At 43.6% G+C, this 19,575-nt stretch carries 17 protein-coding genes; 8 read left to right on the top strand and 9 right to left on the bottom strand.

Annotated elements, in window-relative coordinates; genetic code table 11:
- Nucleotides 1-85: 85 nt before the first annotated feature.
- The 3 genes from DXK30_RS06400 to xseB all read left to right on the top strand — a co-directional run bounded on the left by DXK30_RS06400 (nucleotide 86) and on the right by xseB (nucleotide 2,660).
- Nucleotides 86-454, top strand: a complete 369-nt coding sequence (locus DXK30_RS06400; RefSeq protein ID WP_114700982.1) for a hypothetical protein — start codon at nucleotides 86-88, stop codon at nucleotides 452-454.
- A gap of 369 nt (nucleotides 455-823) precedes the next feature.
- The gene (gene xseA / locus DXK30_RS06395; protein WP_114700981.1) at nucleotides 824-2,356 is read left to right on the top strand and encodes an exodeoxyribonuclease VII large subunit; all 1,533 of its coding nucleotides are present in this window, start codon (nucleotides 824-826) and stop codon (nucleotides 2,354-2,356) included.
- 58 nt (nucleotides 2,357-2,414) lie between these two features.
- Nucleotides 2,415-2,660, top strand: coding sequence for an exodeoxyribonuclease VII small subunit (gene xseB / locus DXK30_RS06390; protein ID WP_114700980.1), 246 nt, complete (start codon nucleotides 2,415-2,417; stop codon nucleotides 2,658-2,660).
- 91 nt (nucleotides 2,661-2,751) lie between these two features.
- Here xseB and pncB read toward each other — a convergent pair whose 3' ends face one another.
- The 5 genes from pncB to DXK30_RS06365 all read right to left on the bottom strand — a co-directional run bounded on the left by pncB (nucleotide 2,752) and on the right by DXK30_RS06365 (nucleotide 11,150).
- Nucleotides 2,752-3,978, bottom strand: coding sequence for a nicotinate phosphoribosyltransferase (gene pncB, locus DXK30_RS06385; protein ID WP_114700979.1), 1,227 nt, complete (start codon nucleotides 3,976-3,978; stop codon nucleotides 2,752-2,754).
- A 302-nt stretch (nucleotides 3,979-4,280) separates the two neighbouring features.
- Nucleotides 4,281-6,026: a bifunctional peptide-methionine (S)-S-oxide reductase MsrA/peptide-methionine (R)-S-oxide reductase MsrB gene (msrAB, locus tag DXK30_RS06380; protein WP_390178029.1), complete on the bottom strand. Its 1,746-nt coding sequence runs from the start codon at nucleotides 6,024-6,026 to the stop codon at nucleotides 4,281-4,283.
- 316 nt (nucleotides 6,027-6,342) lie between these two features.
- Complete coding sequence (locus DXK30_RS06375) at nucleotides 6,343-7,254, bottom strand: ATP-binding cassette domain-containing protein (RefSeq protein ID WP_114700977.1); 912 nt, start codon at nucleotides 7,252-7,254, stop codon at nucleotides 6,343-6,345.
- Between the two features lie 85 nt (nucleotides 7,255-7,339).
- A complete protein-coding gene (locus DXK30_RS06370; RefSeq protein ID WP_114700976.1) occupies nucleotides 7,340-9,268 on the bottom strand; it encodes a glycine betaine ABC transporter substrate-binding protein in 1,929 nt (642 codons plus the stop codon).
- 397 nt (nucleotides 9,269-9,665) lie between these two features.
- On the bottom strand, nucleotides 9,666-11,150 hold the full coding sequence (locus tag DXK30_RS06365; RefSeq protein ID WP_114700975.1) for a coniferyl aldehyde dehydrogenase: 1,485 nt from the start codon (nucleotides 11,148-11,150) through the stop codon (nucleotides 9,666-9,668).
- A 406-nt stretch (nucleotides 11,151-11,556) separates the two neighbouring features.
- Here DXK30_RS06365 and lipB point away from each other — a divergent pair, with 406 nt between their 5' ends.
- The 3 genes from lipB (at nucleotide 11,557) to DXK30_RS06345 (ending at nucleotide 13,731) form a co-directional block, all read left to right on the top strand.
- On the top strand, nucleotides 11,557-12,381 hold the full coding sequence (gene lipB, locus DXK30_RS06355) for a lipoyl(octanoyl) transferase LipB (protein ID WP_114701125.1): 825 nt from the start codon (nucleotides 11,557-11,559) through the stop codon (nucleotides 12,379-12,381).
- Nucleotides 12,382-12,575: 194 nt separating this feature from the next.
- Entirely contained in the window at nucleotides 12,576-13,106 is a 531-nt protein-coding gene (locus DXK30_RS06350) for an inorganic diphosphatase (RefSeq protein WP_114700973.1), read from the top strand.
- 157 nt (nucleotides 13,107-13,263) lie between these two features.
- A complete protein-coding gene (locus tag DXK30_RS06345; protein WP_114700972.1) occupies nucleotides 13,264-13,731 on the top strand; it encodes a hypothetical protein in 468 nt (155 codons plus the stop codon).
- A 352-nt stretch (nucleotides 13,732-14,083) separates the two neighbouring features.
- Here the strand turns inward: DXK30_RS06345 and DXK30_RS06340 are convergent, their stop codons facing one another.
- Complete coding sequence (locus DXK30_RS06340; RefSeq protein WP_240314087.1) at nucleotides 14,084-14,650, bottom strand: transmembrane anchor protein; 567 nt, start codon at nucleotides 14,648-14,650, stop codon at nucleotides 14,084-14,086.
- A gap of 70 nt (nucleotides 14,651-14,720) precedes the next feature.
- Complete coding sequence (locus DXK30_RS06335; RefSeq protein ID WP_114700970.1) at nucleotides 14,721-15,461, bottom strand: HupE/UreJ family protein; 741 nt, start codon at nucleotides 15,459-15,461, stop codon at nucleotides 14,721-14,723.
- Nucleotides 15,462-15,723: 262 nt separating this feature from the next.
- Between DXK30_RS06335 and DXK30_RS06330 the strand changes: the two genes are divergently transcribed.
- Both DXK30_RS06330 and DXK30_RS06325 read left to right on the top strand, forming a co-directional pair.
- Entirely contained in the window at nucleotides 15,724-16,002 is a 279-nt protein-coding gene (locus DXK30_RS06330; RefSeq protein ID WP_114700969.1) for a metal-sensing transcriptional repressor, read from the top strand.
- A gap of 31 nt (nucleotides 16,003-16,033) precedes the next feature.
- On the top strand, nucleotides 16,034-17,356 hold the full coding sequence (locus DXK30_RS06325) for an MFS transporter (protein WP_114700968.1): 1,323 nt from the start codon (nucleotides 16,034-16,036) through the stop codon (nucleotides 17,354-17,356).
- A 124-nt stretch (nucleotides 17,357-17,480) separates the two neighbouring features.
- Here DXK30_RS06325 and truC read toward each other — a convergent pair whose 3' ends face one another.
- The gene (gene truC / locus DXK30_RS06320; protein ID WP_114700967.1) at nucleotides 17,481-18,248 is read right to left on the bottom strand and encodes a tRNA pseudouridine(65) synthase TruC; all 768 of its coding nucleotides are present in this window, start codon (nucleotides 18,246-18,248) and stop codon (nucleotides 17,481-17,483) included.
- Between the two features lie 353 nt (nucleotides 18,249-18,601).
- On the bottom strand, nucleotides 18,602-19,489 hold the full coding sequence (locus DXK30_RS06315; RefSeq protein WP_057759469.1) for an SDR family NAD(P)-dependent oxidoreductase: 888 nt from the start codon (nucleotides 19,487-19,489) through the stop codon (nucleotides 18,602-18,604).
- Between the last annotated feature and the right edge of the window lie 86 nt (nucleotides 19,490-19,575).

The raw sequence follows: 19,575 nt of genomic DNA, 5'->3' as shown, positions 1-19,575 counted from the left end.
TAGACAGGTAATATCTAGATAAGCTACATTCATAAAGCTTTGCCTATAGCTAAGACGTTCTGTTTATATAAATCAGGAATTATTTATGAATACTTTTAATAAAACTGCCAGTTTGACGGCAACGTTAGTGGCTGCACTTGCTTTGAGCGCCTGTCAAAGTACACCTTCTTCACCCGTGATTCAGCGTGCCAATTCTATCTATGAGACAACAAGTATCGCTGACACCAAAGTCAAGGCACAACAAAATGCGATCGATAGTGCTCAAAAAACCTGTCGAAGCAAGCAAGTGATTATCGTTGATGATAATGTAAAATATAATGGCATCTTAAACGAGCGTACTGGCCGTATGGTTGGTCAAGTAGGTGCTGTTGTTGGCTCGATATTTGGCACGGGTACACCAGATTTGTCACGCAGCGATGATTACGAATACACCATTAACTTCCGTTGCCAATAAATATCGTCAATACCATATAAATCAGATACAGTGTCAGGCTCACTCAGTCTATTATTTGTAGCACTTTCACTTGCCTTCCTTGTATCTGAATTATCTTGAACCGACTATATCTAGCTAAAAATATCTATCTACTTTTCTCTACACGACAATCTCTTTTAGACGCAAACAGGTTTACGATCTAACCGCTAACATTAAGTGACATACAATCCTTCTCTGATTGAACAGCCAACAAACTGCGATATAGATAATATATCAATCAAAGCTTGTTGGCTTCGCTTTTTGTACTCTCTTTTTTAAGTTAAACTATCCGCTACGTATTCAGCACATCCTCGTCAGTCTTTATATTTTCATTATCTTTGGTCTAATATTATGCGCAAACCCAATCTTTCAAATATTAAACAGGCCAAAGTATTAGCACCTGCCAAAGATTTGGCCACTCTAGAGGCGGAACTCGCTGAGCAGGAAGACCATCTAGAGGATACGGTCCTACGCCTAAGTGATTACTTGTCAGCGGTTGAAATGGTCATCAAACAAACTTTTGACCACCGTGTCTGGGTAAAAGCTGAAATCCGTAATCTGTCGAGTAAAGGTGGTCATTACTACTTTGAACTGGCAGAAAAAGATGACGATGGCAAAGTAGTCGCCAGCTGCCGTGGCAATCTATGGCGCTTTAAAGCTGCGCGTGTATTAGCTAAGTTTGAACGTGCGACTGGTATGCCGCTTGAGCGTGATTTGACCGTACTCCTTAAAGTATCGGCAGGCTTCCATGCCCAGTACGGCTTTTCAATCACGATTGAAGATATCGATCCCAGCTATACGCTAGGCGACTTGGCACGGCAGTATGCAGAAATGGTTGACCGCTTAACAGGTGAAGGGCTATTACATCTTAATCAACAGCTACCTGCTCCTTTTGATATCGAGCATGTGCTGGTCATCGCGCCTGAAAAGGCAGCCGGACTGGGTGATTTTCAAGCAGATGCGGATCGCTTAGCCAGTACAGGTGCGTGTCAGTTCCACTACCATAATGCGACTTTTCAGGGCAATCATGCGCCCGCTGAAATCCGTCAAGCCATCGTTAATGCCCAGCAGCAGTTTTACGATACTTATCAGCGTCTACCAGACTTGTTGGTCATTATTCGCGGCGGCGGTGCGGTTGGTGATTTGGCTTATCTCAATGATTATGAGTTGGCCGCTCTGGTTGCTGAGCAGCCTGTCCCTGTCTGGGTGGGCATCGGTCATGAGCGTGACAAAGTCATCTTAGATGAAGTGGCACATACCAGTTTTGATACACCTTCAAAAGTAATTGCTGCTATCCATAGCCACTTGGCCCAGCTCGTCACTCAGACGCTACAATATCAAGCGCAAATCAAGCAAGCGGCTCAGCGTCAATTGAATACTGCTGAGCAACAAACCGCACGCCAGTTAAGCCAAATGCAGTCGCAAACGATTGGCCAACTCACTGCTCTACGAAAAGACAGTGACTATGCATGGCGCAGTATTCAACAAAGCGCCCAGCGCCAAGTAAAGCAAGCAGTCAGACTGACGGTTGAGCGATATACACAAACGCAAACCTTAGCGTATCAACAGCTCGCAAAAGCCGCTATTAATAGCAGAAGTTATCAAGAGTCAATCATGCAGAACGCGCAGCAGAAAATTGTGCAAGCACAGCGCGATAGCGAACATCTACGTGATATTGTGCTATTACATCGCCCGTCTCGCGTACTCAAGCAAGGCTACACCATGCTCACGGATGCTCAAAACAAGCAGACGCTCACTAGTAGTACCCAACTGTATCCTGAGCAAACCGTCAATATCATTTTAAAAGATGGCAACGCAAAAGCTCAGATTATCGATATCACTATAGATAAGAAAGCGACAGAAACCTCAGGCGCTCCAACTTAACCACATAGTAATATCTAACGATTACTCATCAACTTACCTTTAAAAATTAGGAAATTTTATGACAACCCCTACTCGCAGACGCAAAAAAGCCGCCCCAAAAACCTTTAAGGCGGCTTACGATATCTTAAAAACCAATGCGGCTGAATTACAGCAACAGGATGACCCTGATATTGATAATCTAATGACAACGGTTGAAGAATCTATTGCCGCTTATCGCGTTTGCGAGACTCGTATCAATGCTGTACAGCAAGCATTGGATGCAGCCTTTGCCGAAGAAAAATCTACCAGCAGTGTTGAGAGTTAAAAAAACAGCCACTAGGTAGCAGCTGTTTGGCCAAACCAAGCGCATCAATCTCATTTGGCACATTTGGCAACGCAACAGTTTGATATTCGGTTTACTCTGGTTCATCAACCTCAAAGACTTGGCGCAGATAGGCAAGATACGTGTCGTTATTGATCATAGTCTTGCCTGGGCTATCAGAAAGCTTGGCGACTGGCTGACCATTACACTCTACCAATTTAAGCACGATATTAATCGGCGTAATGCCCATATCATTGGTCAAATTGGTACCAATACCAAAGCTGGTTCTAATGCGACCTTTGAAATATTGATGCAGCTCCCACGCCTTCTCTAAATTTAACCCATCGCTAAAAGTTAGAATCTTGGTTTTTGGATCTATTTTTAGCTTCTCATAATGGGCAATCGCCTTATCACCCCAGATGTAAGGGTCACCGCTATCATGACGCAGACCGTCGAATAGCTTAGCAAAATACAAATCAAAGTCACGTAAGAAGGCATCCATTCCGACCACATCTGTCAATGCAATACCTAAGTCGCCACGATACTCATGCACCCATGCTTCAAGCGCAGCCTTTTGTGAGTCACGCAGACGCACATCTAATGCCTGAAACGCCTGCATAAACTCATGCGCCATGGTGCCTATTGGCGTCATTCCTAACTGCTTGGCCAAATACACGTTTGATGTACCGCCGACTATCTTTGGCTCAGCTTTATGTAGTGTCTCTACAACATGTGCTTGCCAGCGTCGACTAAAGCGTCTACGCGTGCCAAAATCAGCGACGATAAATGGCGGTGTATCCTGATCGTACTGGGTTTGCTCTTCGGCATACTGATGTAATAGCGCTACTTTTGCATCGAGGCGACGTTGTCCTTCTTCAATCACGCTGTCATTAGATAGCGCATTAAAATACAGCTCATTGACAATGGCTAGTACAAATACTTCAAAGAACATCGCTTGAATCATTGGCCCTTCGATATCGATAAACAGGCGACCTTTATCGTCTGTACTTACCGTAATAAAACGACGTTTTAGCTTAAATAATTCTAGATAATCAACGAAATCTGAGCGAATAAAGCGTAGGCTACGTAAGTACTCTAGCTCATCTGGCAAAAAGCGCAATTCGCATAAGCTGTCTAGTTGCTGCTCTAGATCTTTTTGGATATCAGCCAACGGATAGGCTGCATCTTTGTTATTACGGCAGCGAAAGCGATAAACACCATGGGTTTGCGGGAACTGATGCAGCATGGCTTGTAACATCGTAAATTTGTACAAATCATTATCAAGCAGTGAGGTAATAATGGGTGAATAGGTAGCAGTCATGCTATGGCCTTAAAAGTGCAGAAATGAGAAACAAGTGTCACCGAAACGACCAAGCGACCTTATGTCTGAATAATAAATGATATCTGGATAATAAATAATAGACACTCATAGAGTGTGCATCACCAATAAACCATCAAGTATAGCGAAGTTTGGGGTTTATTTCAGAATTCGCGTTAGATTGCAGCAAAATTCGTACAACTACCGAAAATGACAATCAAATATCTAATAGTACATGGCACAAAAAAGACGCTAAGATTGAACTTGGCGTCTTTTTTATTTATTCAAAGGTGGCAATAAAACGACTATGATTTAACCAGTTTTACCAATGGTGCATAGCCTGATTGCGGCATCACACTAACTGGGATGAACTGTAGCGCCCCGCCATTGATACAATAACGCAGCCCGCCACGGTCTTTTGGACCATCAGGAAATACATGACCCAGATGTGAGTCAGCCACGCGGGAACGAACTTCAGTACGTACCATATTAAAGGCATTATCCTGATGCTGAGTAATCACTTGCATATCAATAGGCTTGGTAAAGCTGGGCCAGCCGCATCCTGACTGATATTTATCAGTCGACAAAAACAACGGCTCACCACTGACCACGTCAACATAAATACCAGGCGCAAATAAATCGTCATATTCATGACTAAAGGCACGCTCCGTCCCAGCCTCTTGCGTGATATTGTATTGCGCTTTGGTCAATGTGTTCTTTAGCGCATCTTTATCAAACTTAGCATAGCGCTTGGGATCTAACGTCTCAGCGACCGTATTAGCTGGCGCAAGTTTGGTACGAGCTGCCCCTTCAGGCTTATCATCAGCAAGACTCAAATCAATATGACAATAGCCGTTTGGATTTTTTGCTAGATAATCTTGATGGTACATCTCAGCCAAATAGAAATTATCTAAAGGCTCATTTTCGACCACGACTTTTTGCTCGTACTTGCTTTGTACACGCTTGAGCGCAGCATCAATCACCGCTTTATCTTCTTTGTCGGTGTAATACACACCTGAGCGATACTGGACGCCCCGATCATTGCCTTGTTTATTTAAGCTCGTTGGATCAACCACTCGGAAATAGTATTTTAAGATGGTATCGAGGTCTGTTTTGTCGGCATCATAGGTAACTTTTACGGTTTCTGCATGCCCTGAACCACGAATGACTTGCTCATAGCTTGGGTTGGCTGTATCGCCATTGGCGTAACCTGATACGGCATCAATAACGCTGTCGACACGCTCCATATAAGCTTCAACACCCCAAAAACAGCCCCCTGCAAGGTAGATTGAGCGGGTGTTGATTGGTTTGCCTGTCTCATTGTAATACACGCCATCTTTTTGCTTGATGGTTTCGATTTTATTGTTGTCTGATGCTTGTGCATTGGCAGGTTTAGCGTTACCTGCTTTGAGCTCAGCGAAGCCATTATCTGCATTTTCGGCAAGTGCGTAAGCCTGCTCTGCTGATATATTACCTTTTACCAAGTGTACCAGATTGCCATTTTTATCGAGGATAGCCCAGCTCGGATAAACTTGCACGCCAAGCTTATTGATAAGTTCACCTGAAGGATCAGTCAAGACAGGCAAGTTTGGGTAGTCAGCTTGTACGCCCGCATACCAAGTACTAAATTCACCATCAGCTTTTTCATTGAGATGACCGGGGCTTGCGACTGTCACCACGTTTAAGCCTGAAAACTTAGGATCAGTGCGCCACGTCTCAGTCTCCTCTAATGTACCCAAACATAACGGGCACCAGCTTGCCCAGAATTTTACCAAGGTCGGCTTATTAGGATCAATCACTGCCGCACCTGTGTCGCCTAAGCCCTTTGTTAGCTGCGGCAATGCTTGCATTTGTTTGAGCATATCAGAGGGCAACATGTCACGCGAGCTGGTGACGCCAGTATTTTGACTACCTGATTTGGTACTACTGCTTGCGCTACTTTCTGCATTACTCATCTGGCCACAGGCGACTAATATGCCTGCACTTAGCACTGTTGTCATGCTAAAGGCGCTAACGTTTTTTAGCCAGCTTGATGAGCGAGGTTTCTTAATTTCTTCATGATTACTATTTTTTTGATTGTTTTTATATGACATGACATGTCCTTGTTACGAATGGTACGAGTTTTGGCAACCATGAGCGATAAATAGCTCAAAATTCTATTGTGAGGGAACTCAAGTTAAAGAGATAAGACTTTGAAAAATGGTGGAGAGACAGTGATTCTGATTGTTGAAACGCATTAGTTTGTCTTAATAGTATACAACGCTATTGGAGCCTACTTTAATAGTAAGCTGTCGATAGCTACACTTATTTAACAGGATAGTAAGAGTCCTGATATAGAGGGCGCTTCAATACAATAATCAGTGCATATCAAGCCTTTGCACTCATAAATTGCTCAACATAGTCATCGGCAGGATTCTGCCGTAAGTCGCTTGGCGTTCCTGTCTGTATTAAGCGTCCACCATTTAGAATACTGATGCGCTGACCGACTTTGACTGCCTCATCAATATCATGGGTGATAAAAACAATGGTTTTATTGAGTCGATCTTGCAATGCAAGCAGTTGATCCTGCAACTGGGCACGAATGAGGGGATCAAGCGCAGAGAACGCCTCATCCATCAACAAGATGGGATTGTCCGTTGCTAAGGCTCGAGCCAGACCAACTCGCTGCTGCATCCCGCCAGATAGCTCATCAGGGTAGCTGTTTTCCAAATTGGATAGACCTACTTCATTAAGCCAATGTCGAGCCGTTTCATGTCGCTCGTTTAAGCTCATTTTTCGGACACGCAGACCATAAGCGACATTTTGTATGACCGTCATATGCGGCACTAAGCCGAAATGCTGAAAAACCATACTGACGGTCTGCTGACGATAATGCTGCAACTGCTTATCGTTGAGCGCTAAAATATTAATAGCCGCAGCAGAGCTTTCTTCTACTACCGTACTCATATTATCTATCACTGATTGCCTATCAGCTGTTGTATGAGTTGTATGATCTCTATTCAAAGCAGTATCTACCCATATCTCGCCACTGGTTGGATCGATCAAACGGTTAATATGGCGTATCAGCGTTGACTTGCCCGAGCCTGACAGTCCCATGATGCAATGCAACTCGCCGGCCTTGATATCTAGATTGATATCATAAAGACCAACTGAATAGCCCGTTTGCTCTTTTACCTTGATGCTATCCATACCCTCAGCCAGCAATGCCAATGCAGACTGTGCTTGCGTACTACTGGCATTATAAATCTTACTGATATTTTTTAATTGGATATGATTCATCGGTGCTCTCACTATTCACGTGGTTTTTATTATTAGGGCTTCGGTCGATTACCATGGATTCAGTCATATACCACTAGATAATTTTTTATCCAATCGGACGTCTGCCAGCTTCGATGGTTTTTTGACGGGTACGCTTACCTTGACCAAATGCTTGCGTAATACGGTCAATGATAATAGCAACGATAACGATGGCCGTACCTGCTTGTAGGCCCTGACCGATATTGAGCGTTTGGATAGACTGCAATACATCTTCACCAAGCCCAGGAGCACCAATCATTGAGGCCAATACCACCATGGCAAGTGACATCATCACAGCCTGATTGATACCTGCCATAATACTGGGCAATGCTTGTGGCAATTTAATCCAGAGAAGTAGCTGTAAATGCGTACTACCAAAAGAGCGTCCCGCCTCAACCATTTCATGATTGACTTGTGTAATCCCTAATGTCGTCAGACGAATCAAGGGTGGCAGTGCATAAATCACGGTCGCAAATAACGCAGGCACTTTACCAATACCAAACAGCATCAGCACTGGTATAAGATATACAAAACTCGGCATGGTCTGCATGATATCTAGCACTGGCGTCACAATCTTGCGTAGTAGTTTGCTACCTGACATAGCGATACCGATAGGAATACCAATCACCACCGTGACCAGTACCGATACGATAAGCAGCGCTAAAGTATCGATCAGTGCGTCCCATAAACCAAAAGCGCCAATCAAAAACAGCCCTGCACCACATGCCAGCGCAAACCAAATCTTGCGAACACCAAACCAGCCAAGCACAGTCACAAATGCAATAATCAGCCAAGGTGGGATAACCGTTAATAATCGTTCAATAGGTAGTAGCAAATAAGTAAGGGCCATCGTGCTAATAGTACGAAATACATCACCATAGTTTTGAACGACGTTTGCTAAAGCATTATTGAGTGGGGTCTCAAGCGACCATGAGGGAAAGCTTGAGGCGAGCGCTGACGCATTGATACTAGATGTAGTTGTACCGGTAGAGGTAGCACCCGTTGAGCTAAGGCCTAACTTGGTAGCGAGATTGGTAGCAGCCTCATCGGATAACCATGATTGCCAAACCTCTGGGTTGCCACGCAAAAACACAATGGCCTGCTCATCGCCAGTACGTTTACTTTCGCTCATCTCCAAGATAGCACCGTTTAGCTCATCAGAGGTAAATTGCACCTTTTCAAAGACAGCTGCTAGTTCAGGATTGGATTCGACAAACGGGGTAGAAACGGCAATACCTAACGGTGATACTGGGAATCCTGACACGCAATCCATCTTACCATCAGCGAGCAGCAGATTTTGCCAACAAGCATCCTCATAAGCTGGAAACTCTAATGGCGCAAGGTCATATTTTGCCATTAGTCCAGTGGGCTGCCAGTAGTAAAATAACAGTGGCTTATGCTGTTCAAAAGCGGAGGCAATTTCGGCATCGAGAGCAGCACCCGTACCAGGGTGTGCGTTGTTAAAAAGACTGTCTAGGCCGGTGGTTTTTAGCAAACGTGTGTTAAAAATCTCACACGTCCAACCAGAGGGGCAGTTCATAAAGCGAGATCTGCCAGGGTCTTCAGGGTCTTTAAATAGCTCAGTATATTTGGGTAAATCTTGATAGCTGCGAAGTCCTGGATTCTCTTCCAAGACGTATCGCGGGACATACCAGCCTTGAGTTGCACCACCTTTTAGCGTATCGCCGATGATGGCCACTTTATTTTGCTCAATGGCTTTTTCCATGATTGGCGAACGGCCGACCCACTGTTCCCCGATGACCTGAATATCGTTCTGTGATAGCGCTGTATCAAGTGCAGGCCCTGCCCCTGGTACTTCCTCTACTGTGCAGCCGTATCCATCTTCTACGATATGTCTGAGTACGCCGGAGGTAAACTGCCCACTCTCCCATGTCAGTGCCCCAAATTTAATCGGTGAGTTGCAAGCTGCAGACGCCGATACAGACAATAGTATCGCGCTCATCCACAGTAAGCTTAATGCAATCCATTGGCGCATGCTCTTTCCTATTATTATGTTGTATCGGCATGAAATCACTATTAAAACAATAGAACTAAAAAACAGCTGAAAGGTCTATATCATGTTTACTAATGAATGCTAGCCATAGACCATTCAGCTACTATCCACTGTTGTTTAGACTTACTACAAAGTGTAGCGATTTATAGAAGTGATGACAAACACTTATTTGTCGATTAACGCATTAGATAAATTTACGATAATTTTGATAAAGCTCTTATGACAAGTCGCTCTTAATTTTAAAAATCTATATTTGAGAAGTCATATTTTAGACAAAAAAATAGCACCTATCTGGATAGGTGCTATTGGTTATGGTATCGATTAAAAAAGGTTACTATTAATTCCTATAGCTACTATAAAATGTCTAACTAAAGAATTGTTATTTCAAAAACAGCGCCATCGCCTTTTTAAACAATCCACCGTAAGGCGGCAATAATAAATTCAAGCCATTGAGCTTGGTTTGGACAAAAACCGGCTTCATATGGCTGAGGCGTTCAAAGCCAGCCTTACCATGGTACGCACCAGTACCAGAATCACCCACGCCACCAAACGGCAAATCGTGCTGGGCAACATGCATAATCACCTCATTAATACACAGACCACCCGAGACCGTGTTATTACGCACGTTTTCGATACTGCTGTAGTTATCACTGAACACATATAGTGCCAATGGCCGTGGACGCGAGTTTACAAAATAAATGGCATCATCAAGCGTCTCATAATGCATCAGCGGCAAGATCGGGGCAAAAATCTCGTTTTGCATAAGGTCGCTGTCAGGCGCAGGTTCACTGACGATGACTGGTGGCATAAGACGGGTTTCTATATTAGGCTCAACGGCAGTTAGCGAATGCACCTCGCCACCTGTTAGCGTATCTAAATAGCCTTTTACCCGTTTGAACTGCTCACCATTAATAATGCGAGAGTAATCTGGGTTTTCTTCGATATCAGGATAATGCTTGGTCATCCACTCTTTTGCGAGTTGGATAAACTGGTCATGGTATTGACGTTGAATCAAGACATAATCTGGCGCAATACACGTCTGTCCAGCATTTAATGTCTTACCCATCATCACTCGATTGACAACAGACTCTAGATTGGCATCATCTAGTACGATCACTGGTGATTTACCACCAAGCTCAAGCGTCACTGGTGTTAGATTAGGTGCTGCTGCTGCCATGACTTTTTTGCCCACCGCAGTCGATCCAGTATATAGCAGATGATCAAATGGTAGCTCACTAAAGGCAGCGGCAATCTCAACTTCACCGAGTACCACACAGATCATATCTGGCGAAAAATAACGAGCAATGGCATCAGCAAACGTCTGAGCAAATTGCGGTGCAGCCTCACTCATCTTGACCATAATGCGGTTGCCTGCGGTGATTGCATCAATCATCGGGCCAATTGCTAAAAATAACGGATAGTTCCAAGGCACCATGATACCGACCACACCCAATGGCTGCGGCTGAATTTCATTGTGGGCTGGCATATATAGCGCTGAAATAGGCGCACGATGTGCTTTCATCCATTTTTTGCCGTGTTTTTTGGCGTGGCTGATACCGGTAAAGCTAGGAAATAACTCAGCAAACTGCGTCTCTGACTGGCTACGATAGCCAAAATCTGCACTAATCGCCTTTGCAAAACTCTCTTGGTTATCGCTAAGCATCACTTCTAGATTGTCTAGCTGCATCGTACGAGTGCCCCAATCATTGATTGGCTGGGTACGGCTTAACATTTGCAAGCGTGAAAATTGCACTTTCATCTCATCGATAGTCGTCGCCGTACTTAGGGCTTCAGGCACACGTTGCAGTGCAAAACCTGACTCGGTCACTGCCTGCTCATGGGCGCTTTGGTTGCTATCTGTCATTTGTCTTCCTTGTCATAATCATAGTAATAGTCATAAGGTTTGTAATCACTACATTATATTGGGTTAGAGGCTCTATCTTTCTAGTCAGGTGCACTCTTTGATAACCTACTCTGACTATAAATTTCATCAGATTCCATTCATCACACTTTAATGTAGCGCATCGACTGAGCAATGAACAGCACCTTTGGTTGACTACTGCGTCTGTACTAGCAGTACCGCTATGAACCACTTGCCACTGTTCTATACCTATTATTTCGTCATCAATTGCTAGCTGTTTATTATTAGCATTTATGCCACTTACAGACATTACGACAGTATATATCTTTGGGCGATAGTCACCAAAACTGCTACACTACCGATGAGCATTATTTATTTTAAACTTGATAATAATAAGACAGATACTCTCATGCAAAATGACACACAACTCCTTAATGATACGCTTGTCAGCAAATCTCTCTCAGCGGCCGATTATGTCCCTACTCTCGATGCGATGCTAGCACGCACCCTTGAACGTATCGATCTAAAGAAACAACAAGGGCTGCGTACGCCTGATGAATTATGGATTGTCGATCATAACGATGTCTACACGCTTGGACAGGCAGGCAAAGAAGAACACATATTACAGCGTACTGATACGCCTATCATCAAGACCGATCGCGGTGGTCAGGTGACATGGCATGGTCATGGGCAGTTGGTTATCTATTGGTTGTTGGACTTGGACAGTCTCAAATGGAGTGTGCGTAATCTCGTCTCCCATGCTGAGCAAGCGATAGAAGACGTCATCAATGACTGTTTGCGTAGCTCACCATCTGATAGCGACAATATCAGTGCTCATGCGCGCCGTGATGCCCCTGGTGTCTACTTATATGCAGATACTGCTGCAACAGATGACAGTACCTCTACAGAAGACAGTTCTCTTGATAATAAGATTATGCTTGGAAAAATGGCTTCGCTAGGCTTTAAAATTAAGCATGGCTTTAGCTACCATGGTATTGCGATTAATTTAAATTGTGACCTGTCCTCATTTAACGCCATTAATCCTTGTGGCTATGCCGGCATGCAAATGTTGCGACTGTCTGATTTTGTTAATATGCAGACAGAGACAGATGCGCAAACCGAGCAACAAATGAGCGATTCATTCAGCTATGAGACAGTCACTCAAAAACTTATTGATAACATCGCCAAGCGTCATGCTGGGCTGATTGAGTTGCGAGCTATCGCGCCCAAGTAAATGTTGAGTCCGTTTTTGCATAATCTTTTTTTGCATAATATCTTGCACGCTTAGACTTAAGCATTAAGAGAAAATTCAGTACAAACTTGCTATAATCGCATGCAGTACAAATCGGACGCAGCAACTATCCTTGCTGGATCCCTAGCTCAGCCCCTTATTCAAACATTTAAAACAAAAGCAAATTGGAGCATCTTATGGCAGATTTTAACAAAATTTTGGACGCAGGCGACGTAGACGGCGGCATCATCAACGTAGTAGTAGAGATCCCAGCTGGTAGCAGCCATAAAATTGAGTGGAATCGCGAATTAGCAGTATTTGAGCTTGACCGTATTGACCCACAGATTTTTGCCAAACCTTGTAACTATGGTTTCATCCCGCAAACACTTGACGAAGACGGTGATGAGCTTGACGTATTGCTACTGACTGAGCAGCCATTACCGACTGGTATTTTCTTAAAAGCCAAAGTTATCGGTGTGATGAAGTTTGTTGATGATGGCGAAGTAGATGATAAAATCGTTGTGGTCCCTGCTGACGATCGTGACACGGGCAATGCTTACAACAGCTTAGAAGACCTACCAAAGCAGTTGATCAACCAATTAGAGTTCCATTTCAGCCATTACAAAGACCTGAAAAAAGCTGGTACGACGGTTGTTGAATCTTGGGGTGATGTGAGCGAGGCCAAAGTAGTTATCAAAGAGTCTATCCAACGTTGGAAAGATCTATAATTATCGAATATGGGCAAAAATGCCGATAACGATAAATAATAAAATACCGCAGTCACCATAGTGGCCGCGGTATTTTTTTGCTTGAACATTGCTTATCTAACATGGTTATAATGAGCGTATTACTCATTCACACTTATACGCCGCAATAAGGACAGTCATGTTTAACCCCGACCCTAGCGCAAAACCGGTCAATACCAAGTTGCCAAGAGACGTCATTATGATGGTCGAGAAAAACAACCTAGTAATGGCTATTAAAACTTTGGCGGCAGACGAAAACATCAGTATAGATGAAGCCAAAAGTAGAATTGATGCTTATGAGACCCAGCTAAAAGTAAAGCAACAACAGAAGCTCAATACCATCGCTAGTAAACAAGGCATTCCTAATCAGGCCATTAGCTTTGATAGAGAGCAAGAAATCGAAGACAATCCTGAACCACTGGTAAAAAACCGCGTAAAAGCCGCTAGTCAGAAACAAGACTTTAAAAGCCTACAAACTGGTATGGATAGTAAATTAAACGACTTGGGATACAAGAAACCTCTACTGCCCTATTGGCTAAAACGATTGCTCATGATCGCTATATTGATGATAGGGTTGTTTTGGATATTGTGGCGTGTGTTTGGTTAAAAAAAAATACTAGAACATCATGCTTCCTATAGCATGATATTTCGATGAGTGACAGTATTTATACATAACTATCCAAATAACTGATTACCAAAAATCCTGACAAAGTCTACTATTTTTAATGGTCTTTTATAGTTGTTTCCTTTTTGACAGTTTGCGGTAAGTAGCCTATTAACTGTGTTCATCGCTTGATTGGCTGGTCCCGCTGTGGTATACCTCAAAAATCAAACGGAAAATAGACGTTATTTTTCAAATAGCGTTATGGTATAGATTTGCTAAAAATAAGTTGATGCATACCAAGTGTATGCATCATTACCTAATTCAATAAATCATCTTTCCAGTAACATTAAGAAGTTTATTTTTTGATACTGCTGTACTCACCACTGGTACGCAAGACAATCTGAACATCTGACTGTCCTCGGTTGCGCCAGAACCAACCATGATTGCCTGTAAATGCAGCTTCTAAAACGCCTTCATCAGAAGCAACCCCGCGACCTTTTTCATAGCTAATGGCTTTACCCAAGGCATCACCGTGAGTGTCAAAGTTAACCTCACCGCCAGTGACTACCCAAGAGTATTTTGCTTTGTCACCTGAATCCATTTTCATTTTAATTTCTATTCCTTCACCTGGAGTCAGGATGAAGGGAATTTCATCTCGCCACTGTCCATCAGCGACAGTAGTATCAGTAGGCGTGGTATCCATTGTTTGTTCTATCACATTGTCGATGTCTGGGGTTTCGGTTGCTAGTAAACCAGCAGCATCAGCGGCGGCTTCTTCTGCTAATTGCTGCTTAACCTGTCCCATTTCCGTCAAACGAAGCAGTTTACCAACCCCAGTTGGGTCAATACCATATTCAGCTGGGAGTACCACCGTAAATAAAAGAACTATGGCTGCAATTACAGCCAGGATAGTAGATTTCATAAGCTGCTTTGAGGAGGGAAGTTCAGCCTGCAAGGGGGTATCACTGTTATACATATTAGAAATCCTTAGATTATTGAGACATTAAATAGCCAGTGAGCTGCATGCCCACTAAAATAAATCCTGCGCTCATCATGGCAACGTTGGCGGTATAGGCGTTACGGATGAAACTTGACGTGCGTCGCCAGTAGCTCATACCAATCAATATGATCGCTAGAGCCAGTAGTTGCCCAACTTCCACACCCACGTTAAATGCGAGCAGGTTAGGAAGTAGACCGTCAGGTGACATCTCATATTCAAGAATTTTAGTTGATAACCCAAAGCCATGGAAAAAGCCAAATATAAGCACTGCTATTTTGGTGTTTGGTTGATACCCAAACCATCGCTGAAAAGCCCCAATGTTATCTAAAGCTTTGTAAACGACAGAGAGACCAATAATGGCATCAATCAGATAACTGTTCATACCGATGTTGAAGTACACGCCTAAAATCATCGTAGTGGAGTGACCTAATGCAAATAGGCTCACATAGATACCAATGTGCTTCATGCGGTAAAGAAAAAAGATGACCCCGAAGAGAAACAGTATGTGGTCATACCCCGTTATCATGTGCTTAGCGCCCAAGTACATAAAGGGCAAAATATTAACTCCTGAAATCTCCTGGATATACCCTTTATCCCCTGCGGTTACAGCATGAGCAAGTGCTTCATTGCTGCCAGTAAGAAGGTAAATAAGAAGTACTGAGAACACTAACAAACGAGTCTGCCAAGTCGCCCATGGCGAGCTTAAAAGCCCATTTAAAAAATGGCTATACATTAAGAATCCTATGGTCTAAAAATAATGAATGCGTGGTGTGATGCAATGCGATAAGAACAGGGAATCTTAACCAATAGAGTAATTATGATTTATGTTACTAAGCATTTGCTTACAGACTGCTAAGTACAATCGTGAATTTTTTGAATGCAAACCGAGCGATTATGGAGTAAGATACTATCCCCTAGGGGGGGATGATGTCAACCATAAAAGCTCAAGTCTTATAGGGTATAATTGGGCTCTTTAGAGGAAGGACACTGTCATTATGAAAAAACCACATATACACGCTTCTCATCCAGCCGTTATCACACGACTTAAAAAAGCGAATGGTCATCTAAGCAGTACGATAGAGATGCTGGTTGAGGGTCGAACCTGCCTTGATGTAGCCCAACAGTTACAAGCGGTAGAGAATGCGATTCACCAAGCCAAGAAAATTTTAATCCAAGACCATTTAGATCATTGCCTTGAAGATTTGTTAGGGACTGTTGATAAAGATCAGCAGAATTCTATCGAGGAATTCAAGGAGATAACCCGTTACCTATAAGATCAATCGACTGATCTAAAGAGCCACTCTCATGCTTAGTATCTTTGCAAACCGAACTTATCGCCATTTATTTGCCGCGCAAGTGATTGCTCTGATTGGCACAGGTTTAGCTACTGTAGCGCTTGGGCTACTAGCTTTTGAGTTGGCTGGTAATAATGCTGGGGTCGTTATGGGAACCGCATTGGCCATCAAGATGGTTGCTTATGTTGGTATTGCACCAATTGCAGCAGCCTTTGCCGAACGGCTGCCCAAACGCACGATGCTGGTAACGCTGGATCTGATACGAGCAGGGGTAGCCCTGCTTTTACCATTTGTCTCCCAGATTTGGGAGGTTTACGTGCTGATCTTTGTATTGCAATCTGCCTCAGCAGCATTCACGCCGACCTTTCAAGCAACTATTCCTGATGTTCTACCTGACGAGCAGGATTACACCAAAGCCTTATCGCTTTCACGCCTTGCGTACGATATGGAAAGTCTGGTCAGTCCTATGTTAGCAGCAGCATTGCTAACAGTAATGAGCTTTCACAATCTGTTTACAGGGACGGTGCTGGGATTTTTGGCGTCTGCCTTATTGGTCGTATCGGTCACGCTACCAGCGCATGCCATGCCAGAGCGTCGTAGCATTTATGATAGAACCACACGCGGTATTCGAATATATTTAGCCACACCACGATTGCGCGGATTACTCGCTGTCAATGTTGCTGTCTCTGCCGCTGCATCTATGGTTTTTGTGAATACAGTGGTGATTATTCAGGGTGGCATGGGACTAACTCAGAGTGCAGTCGCATTAGCATTAGCGAGCTTTGGTGCAGGCTCTATGATTGCTGCATTGGCTTTGCCAAGCCTACTAAGTAAGCTGACAGACCGTAGTGTCATGTTGAGCGGCGTGGGGTTGTTAGTAGTGGGCATGTTTGCTGGTACATTGATGATAGGACAAAACTCGCTCATGGCCTTATGGTTCGTGTTAGGGTTGGGCTATTCTGCTGCTCAGACACCTTCGGGGCGCTTGCTATGGCGATCTTCACATCAGGAAGATCGTCCTGCATTGTTTGCTGCTCAGTTTGCCTTATCTCATGTCAGCTGGTTGGCGTTTTATCCTTTGGCTGGTTGGTTAGGTGCGCGCTACAGTATGACGGTAGCTTTTGTAGTACTAGGTTGTGCGGCTGCATTAGCGGTATGGGCTGCTTTTAGAGTCTGGCCGTCTATTGATTTAAAAGAGATTGAACACGAGCATGCCAATCTACCAGAGGGTCATGCCCATGCCACTGGATCTCTTACACCTAATGGAATACGCCACTCGCATCCTTTCGTAGTCGATGACTATCATCCGCGTTGGCCGAGCTCAGGTCGTTAATTTTTAATCTCTACCTGAAGGAGCGGCATTTCATATTGAAAGTACGCTACTATGTACACTGACATGCTATAAATAACTAAAATCATTGATAAAAAACCCTTAAACTGGGGTGTTCAAGTCCTCACTAGGGACTTGAATGTTCAGTACTTTCTAACCAAGAAAATTCTTCTAAGATGCGCATCCATTGATCATCGAACCCCGCTGTTAACAATAATGGCTCACCAGTAACGGGATGGCTGAAGGCTAAAGTCTGAGCATGCAGTAGCATGCGCGTACAGTCGTAGTGATTACGAAAAAATCGTGTGTGCCGTATATCACCGTGGCTAGTATCACCTACGATATGATGGAATATATGTCTCATATGGCGACGCAGCTGATGTTTGCGTCCTGTCTCGGGTGTCAAGCGAACAAGACTATATCGGCTGGTGGGGTGTTTTTTTGACACTGCAAATGGCAGCTCAATTTTCGCCAAACTCTGCCAGTGAGTGACCGCTTCTTGAGCAGGTTTATCCAGATTGGCAAATTTATCAGCAATGGCATCAGGCTTAAAACTTAACGCATAATCAACGGTGCCCTGCTCAGACACAAAGCCGCGCACCACAGCTAAATACTGTTTGGTTACTTTGCGTTCAGTAAACGCTTCGGTAAGGCTGCGTGCCACGGCTGAACTCTTGGCAAATAACAACACGCCTGAGGTAGGCTTGTCTAACCTATGTACAGGAAACACATGGCAGCCGACCGCATCACGGGTAAGTTGCATGGCAAAACGCGTCTCGCCTTTATCAAGCCAACTACGATGCACCAATAGACCAGCTTCTTTATTAATCGCCACCAAAAATTCATCTTCATAGATAATTTCTATTTGGTCAGTGGTACCACTTTCGATATCCATTTTTTCAGTGCACATACTTTATTTACCACACTTATATATTGTTTTTAGTATCCCCATAGGGGTATAAAAAATTTGACCTGTGTTTGTATGATGTATACATATGAGAGATGTTTATAATCAACCCTATACAATTGAATTCTGTAATTGCAAATACATTCCTATAGACTGCTTTTTTCCATAAAAAAAACGATGGTAAATAGTGACTAATAGGTATTGAACGCGATAAGCAGTTGGGGGCAAAACACTACTATACCCCCTACGCACTTATATGAATGCCAGCAATTTTTAAAGCACTAAAAAAGGATACCGTAGTATCCTCTCTCATCCTATTTGAGGCTGATAACAAATCGATTCTAGTGATGCTCACCAGGTAGAATTTTGGCAAAGGCGCGCTGAGCGAGGTTAGGTTTGCTATCTGTTGTTTGCGCTGCAGTCGAACTTGGAAAAATACGATAACCAATGGACTGAACGCCAACATTGAAGGCTGGTACCAGTGAGTAAGTCGCCGATGCAAATTTGCCCATATTGCTAGCAATACTATTTGGCTTATGAACGATGGCTTTTGCGACCATCATCGCTGCTTCGTCAGGCATCAGTGCTGGCATATAACGGTATAGCTTGGTTGGCGCAATCATTGGAGTACGCACAAGTGGCATAAAGATATTGGTTACTTTAATATTATCTCCTTTGACTTCAGCAGCCAAACAGCGACTAAATGCATCTAAGGCCGCCTTTGACGCGACATATGCTGAAAAACGAGGGCTATTTGCCAATACCCCAATTGAAGAGATATTCACGATTTGACCGGTTTGGCGACCAATCATCGTTGGCAAGAAACCCAGAATGATTTTGACCGCGCCAAAATAATTAATCTCCATGGTACGTTCAAAATCATGAAAACGATTAACCGACTCATGCACTGAACGGCGAATCGAACGACCTGCATTGTTGACTAGTACATCAACATGCTTAAAGTCAGCCAAAATCTTTTCACTGGTTTTTTCAATCTCATCCATATTGGTAAGGTCGCATGGATAGTAACTGGCCGCGCCGCCAAGCGTTTCAATGTTTTCTTTGACCATTTTTAGCTTATCTTCAGTACGGGCCAGCAAAATAACATGCGCGCCACATTCACTGAGCAAAAAAGCCGTACGCTCACCGATACCACTTGAAGCGCCTGTAATGATAATATTCTTGCCTTTGACGGCTTTGGTAATTGCTTTTTTCGAAAGATTGGCCATAAAAAGTCCTTTTCATTTATTCTATAGTTATTGGTATTCGGTTATAGCATAGCAAAAAAATGTCGTATGGAGTGAACAAAACCATA

It is taken from the genome of Psychrobacter proteolyticus, assembly GCF_003350005.1.
GTDB lineage: Bacteria > Pseudomonadota > Gammaproteobacteria > Pseudomonadales > Moraxellaceae > Psychrobacter > Psychrobacter proteolyticus.
The sequence above is the reverse complement of the archived record's forward strand: the minus strand, read 5'-3'. Positions and strand labels throughout refer to the sequence as shown.

Coding starts and splice junctions, on each gene's coding strand:
- DXK30_RS06340 (WP_240314087.1), bottom strand. CDS start 14,650: ATGAAATCTACTATCCTGGCTGTAATTGCAGCCATAGTTCTTTTATTT.
- DXK30_RS06375 (WP_114700977.1), bottom strand. CDS start 7,254: ATGAATCATATCCAATTAAAAAATATCAGTAAGATTTATAATGCCAGT.
- DXK30_RS06335 (WP_114700970.1), bottom strand. CDS start 15,461: ATGTATAGCCATTTTTTAAATGGGCTTTTAAGCTCGCCATGGGCGACT.
- DXK30_RS06345 (WP_114700972.1), top strand. CDS start 13,264: ATGTTTAACCCCGACCCTAGCGCAAAACCGGTCAATACCAAGTTGCCA.
- DXK30_RS06365 (WP_114700975.1), bottom strand. CDS start 11,150: ATGACAGATAGCAACCAAAGCGCCCATGAGCAGGCAGTGACCGAGTCA.
- lipB (WP_114701125.1), top strand. CDS start 11,557: ATGCAAAATGACACACAACTCCTTAATGATACGCTTGTCAGCAAATCT.
- DXK30_RS06400 (WP_114700982.1), top strand. CDS start 86: ATGAATACTTTTAATAAAACTGCCAGTTTGACGGCAACGTTAGTGGCT.
- DXK30_RS06370 (WP_114700976.1), bottom strand. CDS start 9,268: ATGCGCCAATGGATTGCATTAAGCTTACTGTGGATGAGCGCGATACTA.
- xseB (WP_114700980.1), top strand. CDS start 2,415: ATGACAACCCCTACTCGCAGACGCAAAAAAGCCGCCCCAAAAACCTTT.
- truC (WP_114700967.1), bottom strand. CDS start 18,248: ATGGATATCGAAAGTGGTACCACTGACCAAATAGAAATTATCTATGAA.
- xseA (WP_114700981.1), top strand. CDS start 824: ATGCGCAAACCCAATCTTTCAAATATTAAACAGGCCAAAGTATTAGCA.
- pncB (WP_114700979.1), bottom strand. CDS start 3,978: ATGACTGCTACCTATTCACCCATTATTACCTCACTGCTTGATAATGAT.
- DXK30_RS06350 (WP_114700973.1), top strand. CDS start 12,576: ATGGCAGATTTTAACAAAATTTTGGACGCAGGCGACGTAGACGGCGGC.
- DXK30_RS06330 (WP_114700969.1), top strand. CDS start 15,724: ATGAAAAAACCACATATACACGCTTCTCATCCAGCCGTTATCACACGA.
- DXK30_RS06315 (WP_057759469.1), bottom strand. CDS start 19,489: ATGGCCAATCTTTCGAAAAAAGCAATTACCAAAGCCGTCAAAGGCAAG.
- DXK30_RS06325 (WP_114700968.1), top strand. CDS start 16,034: ATGCTTAGTATCTTTGCAAACCGAACTTATCGCCATTTATTTGCCGCG.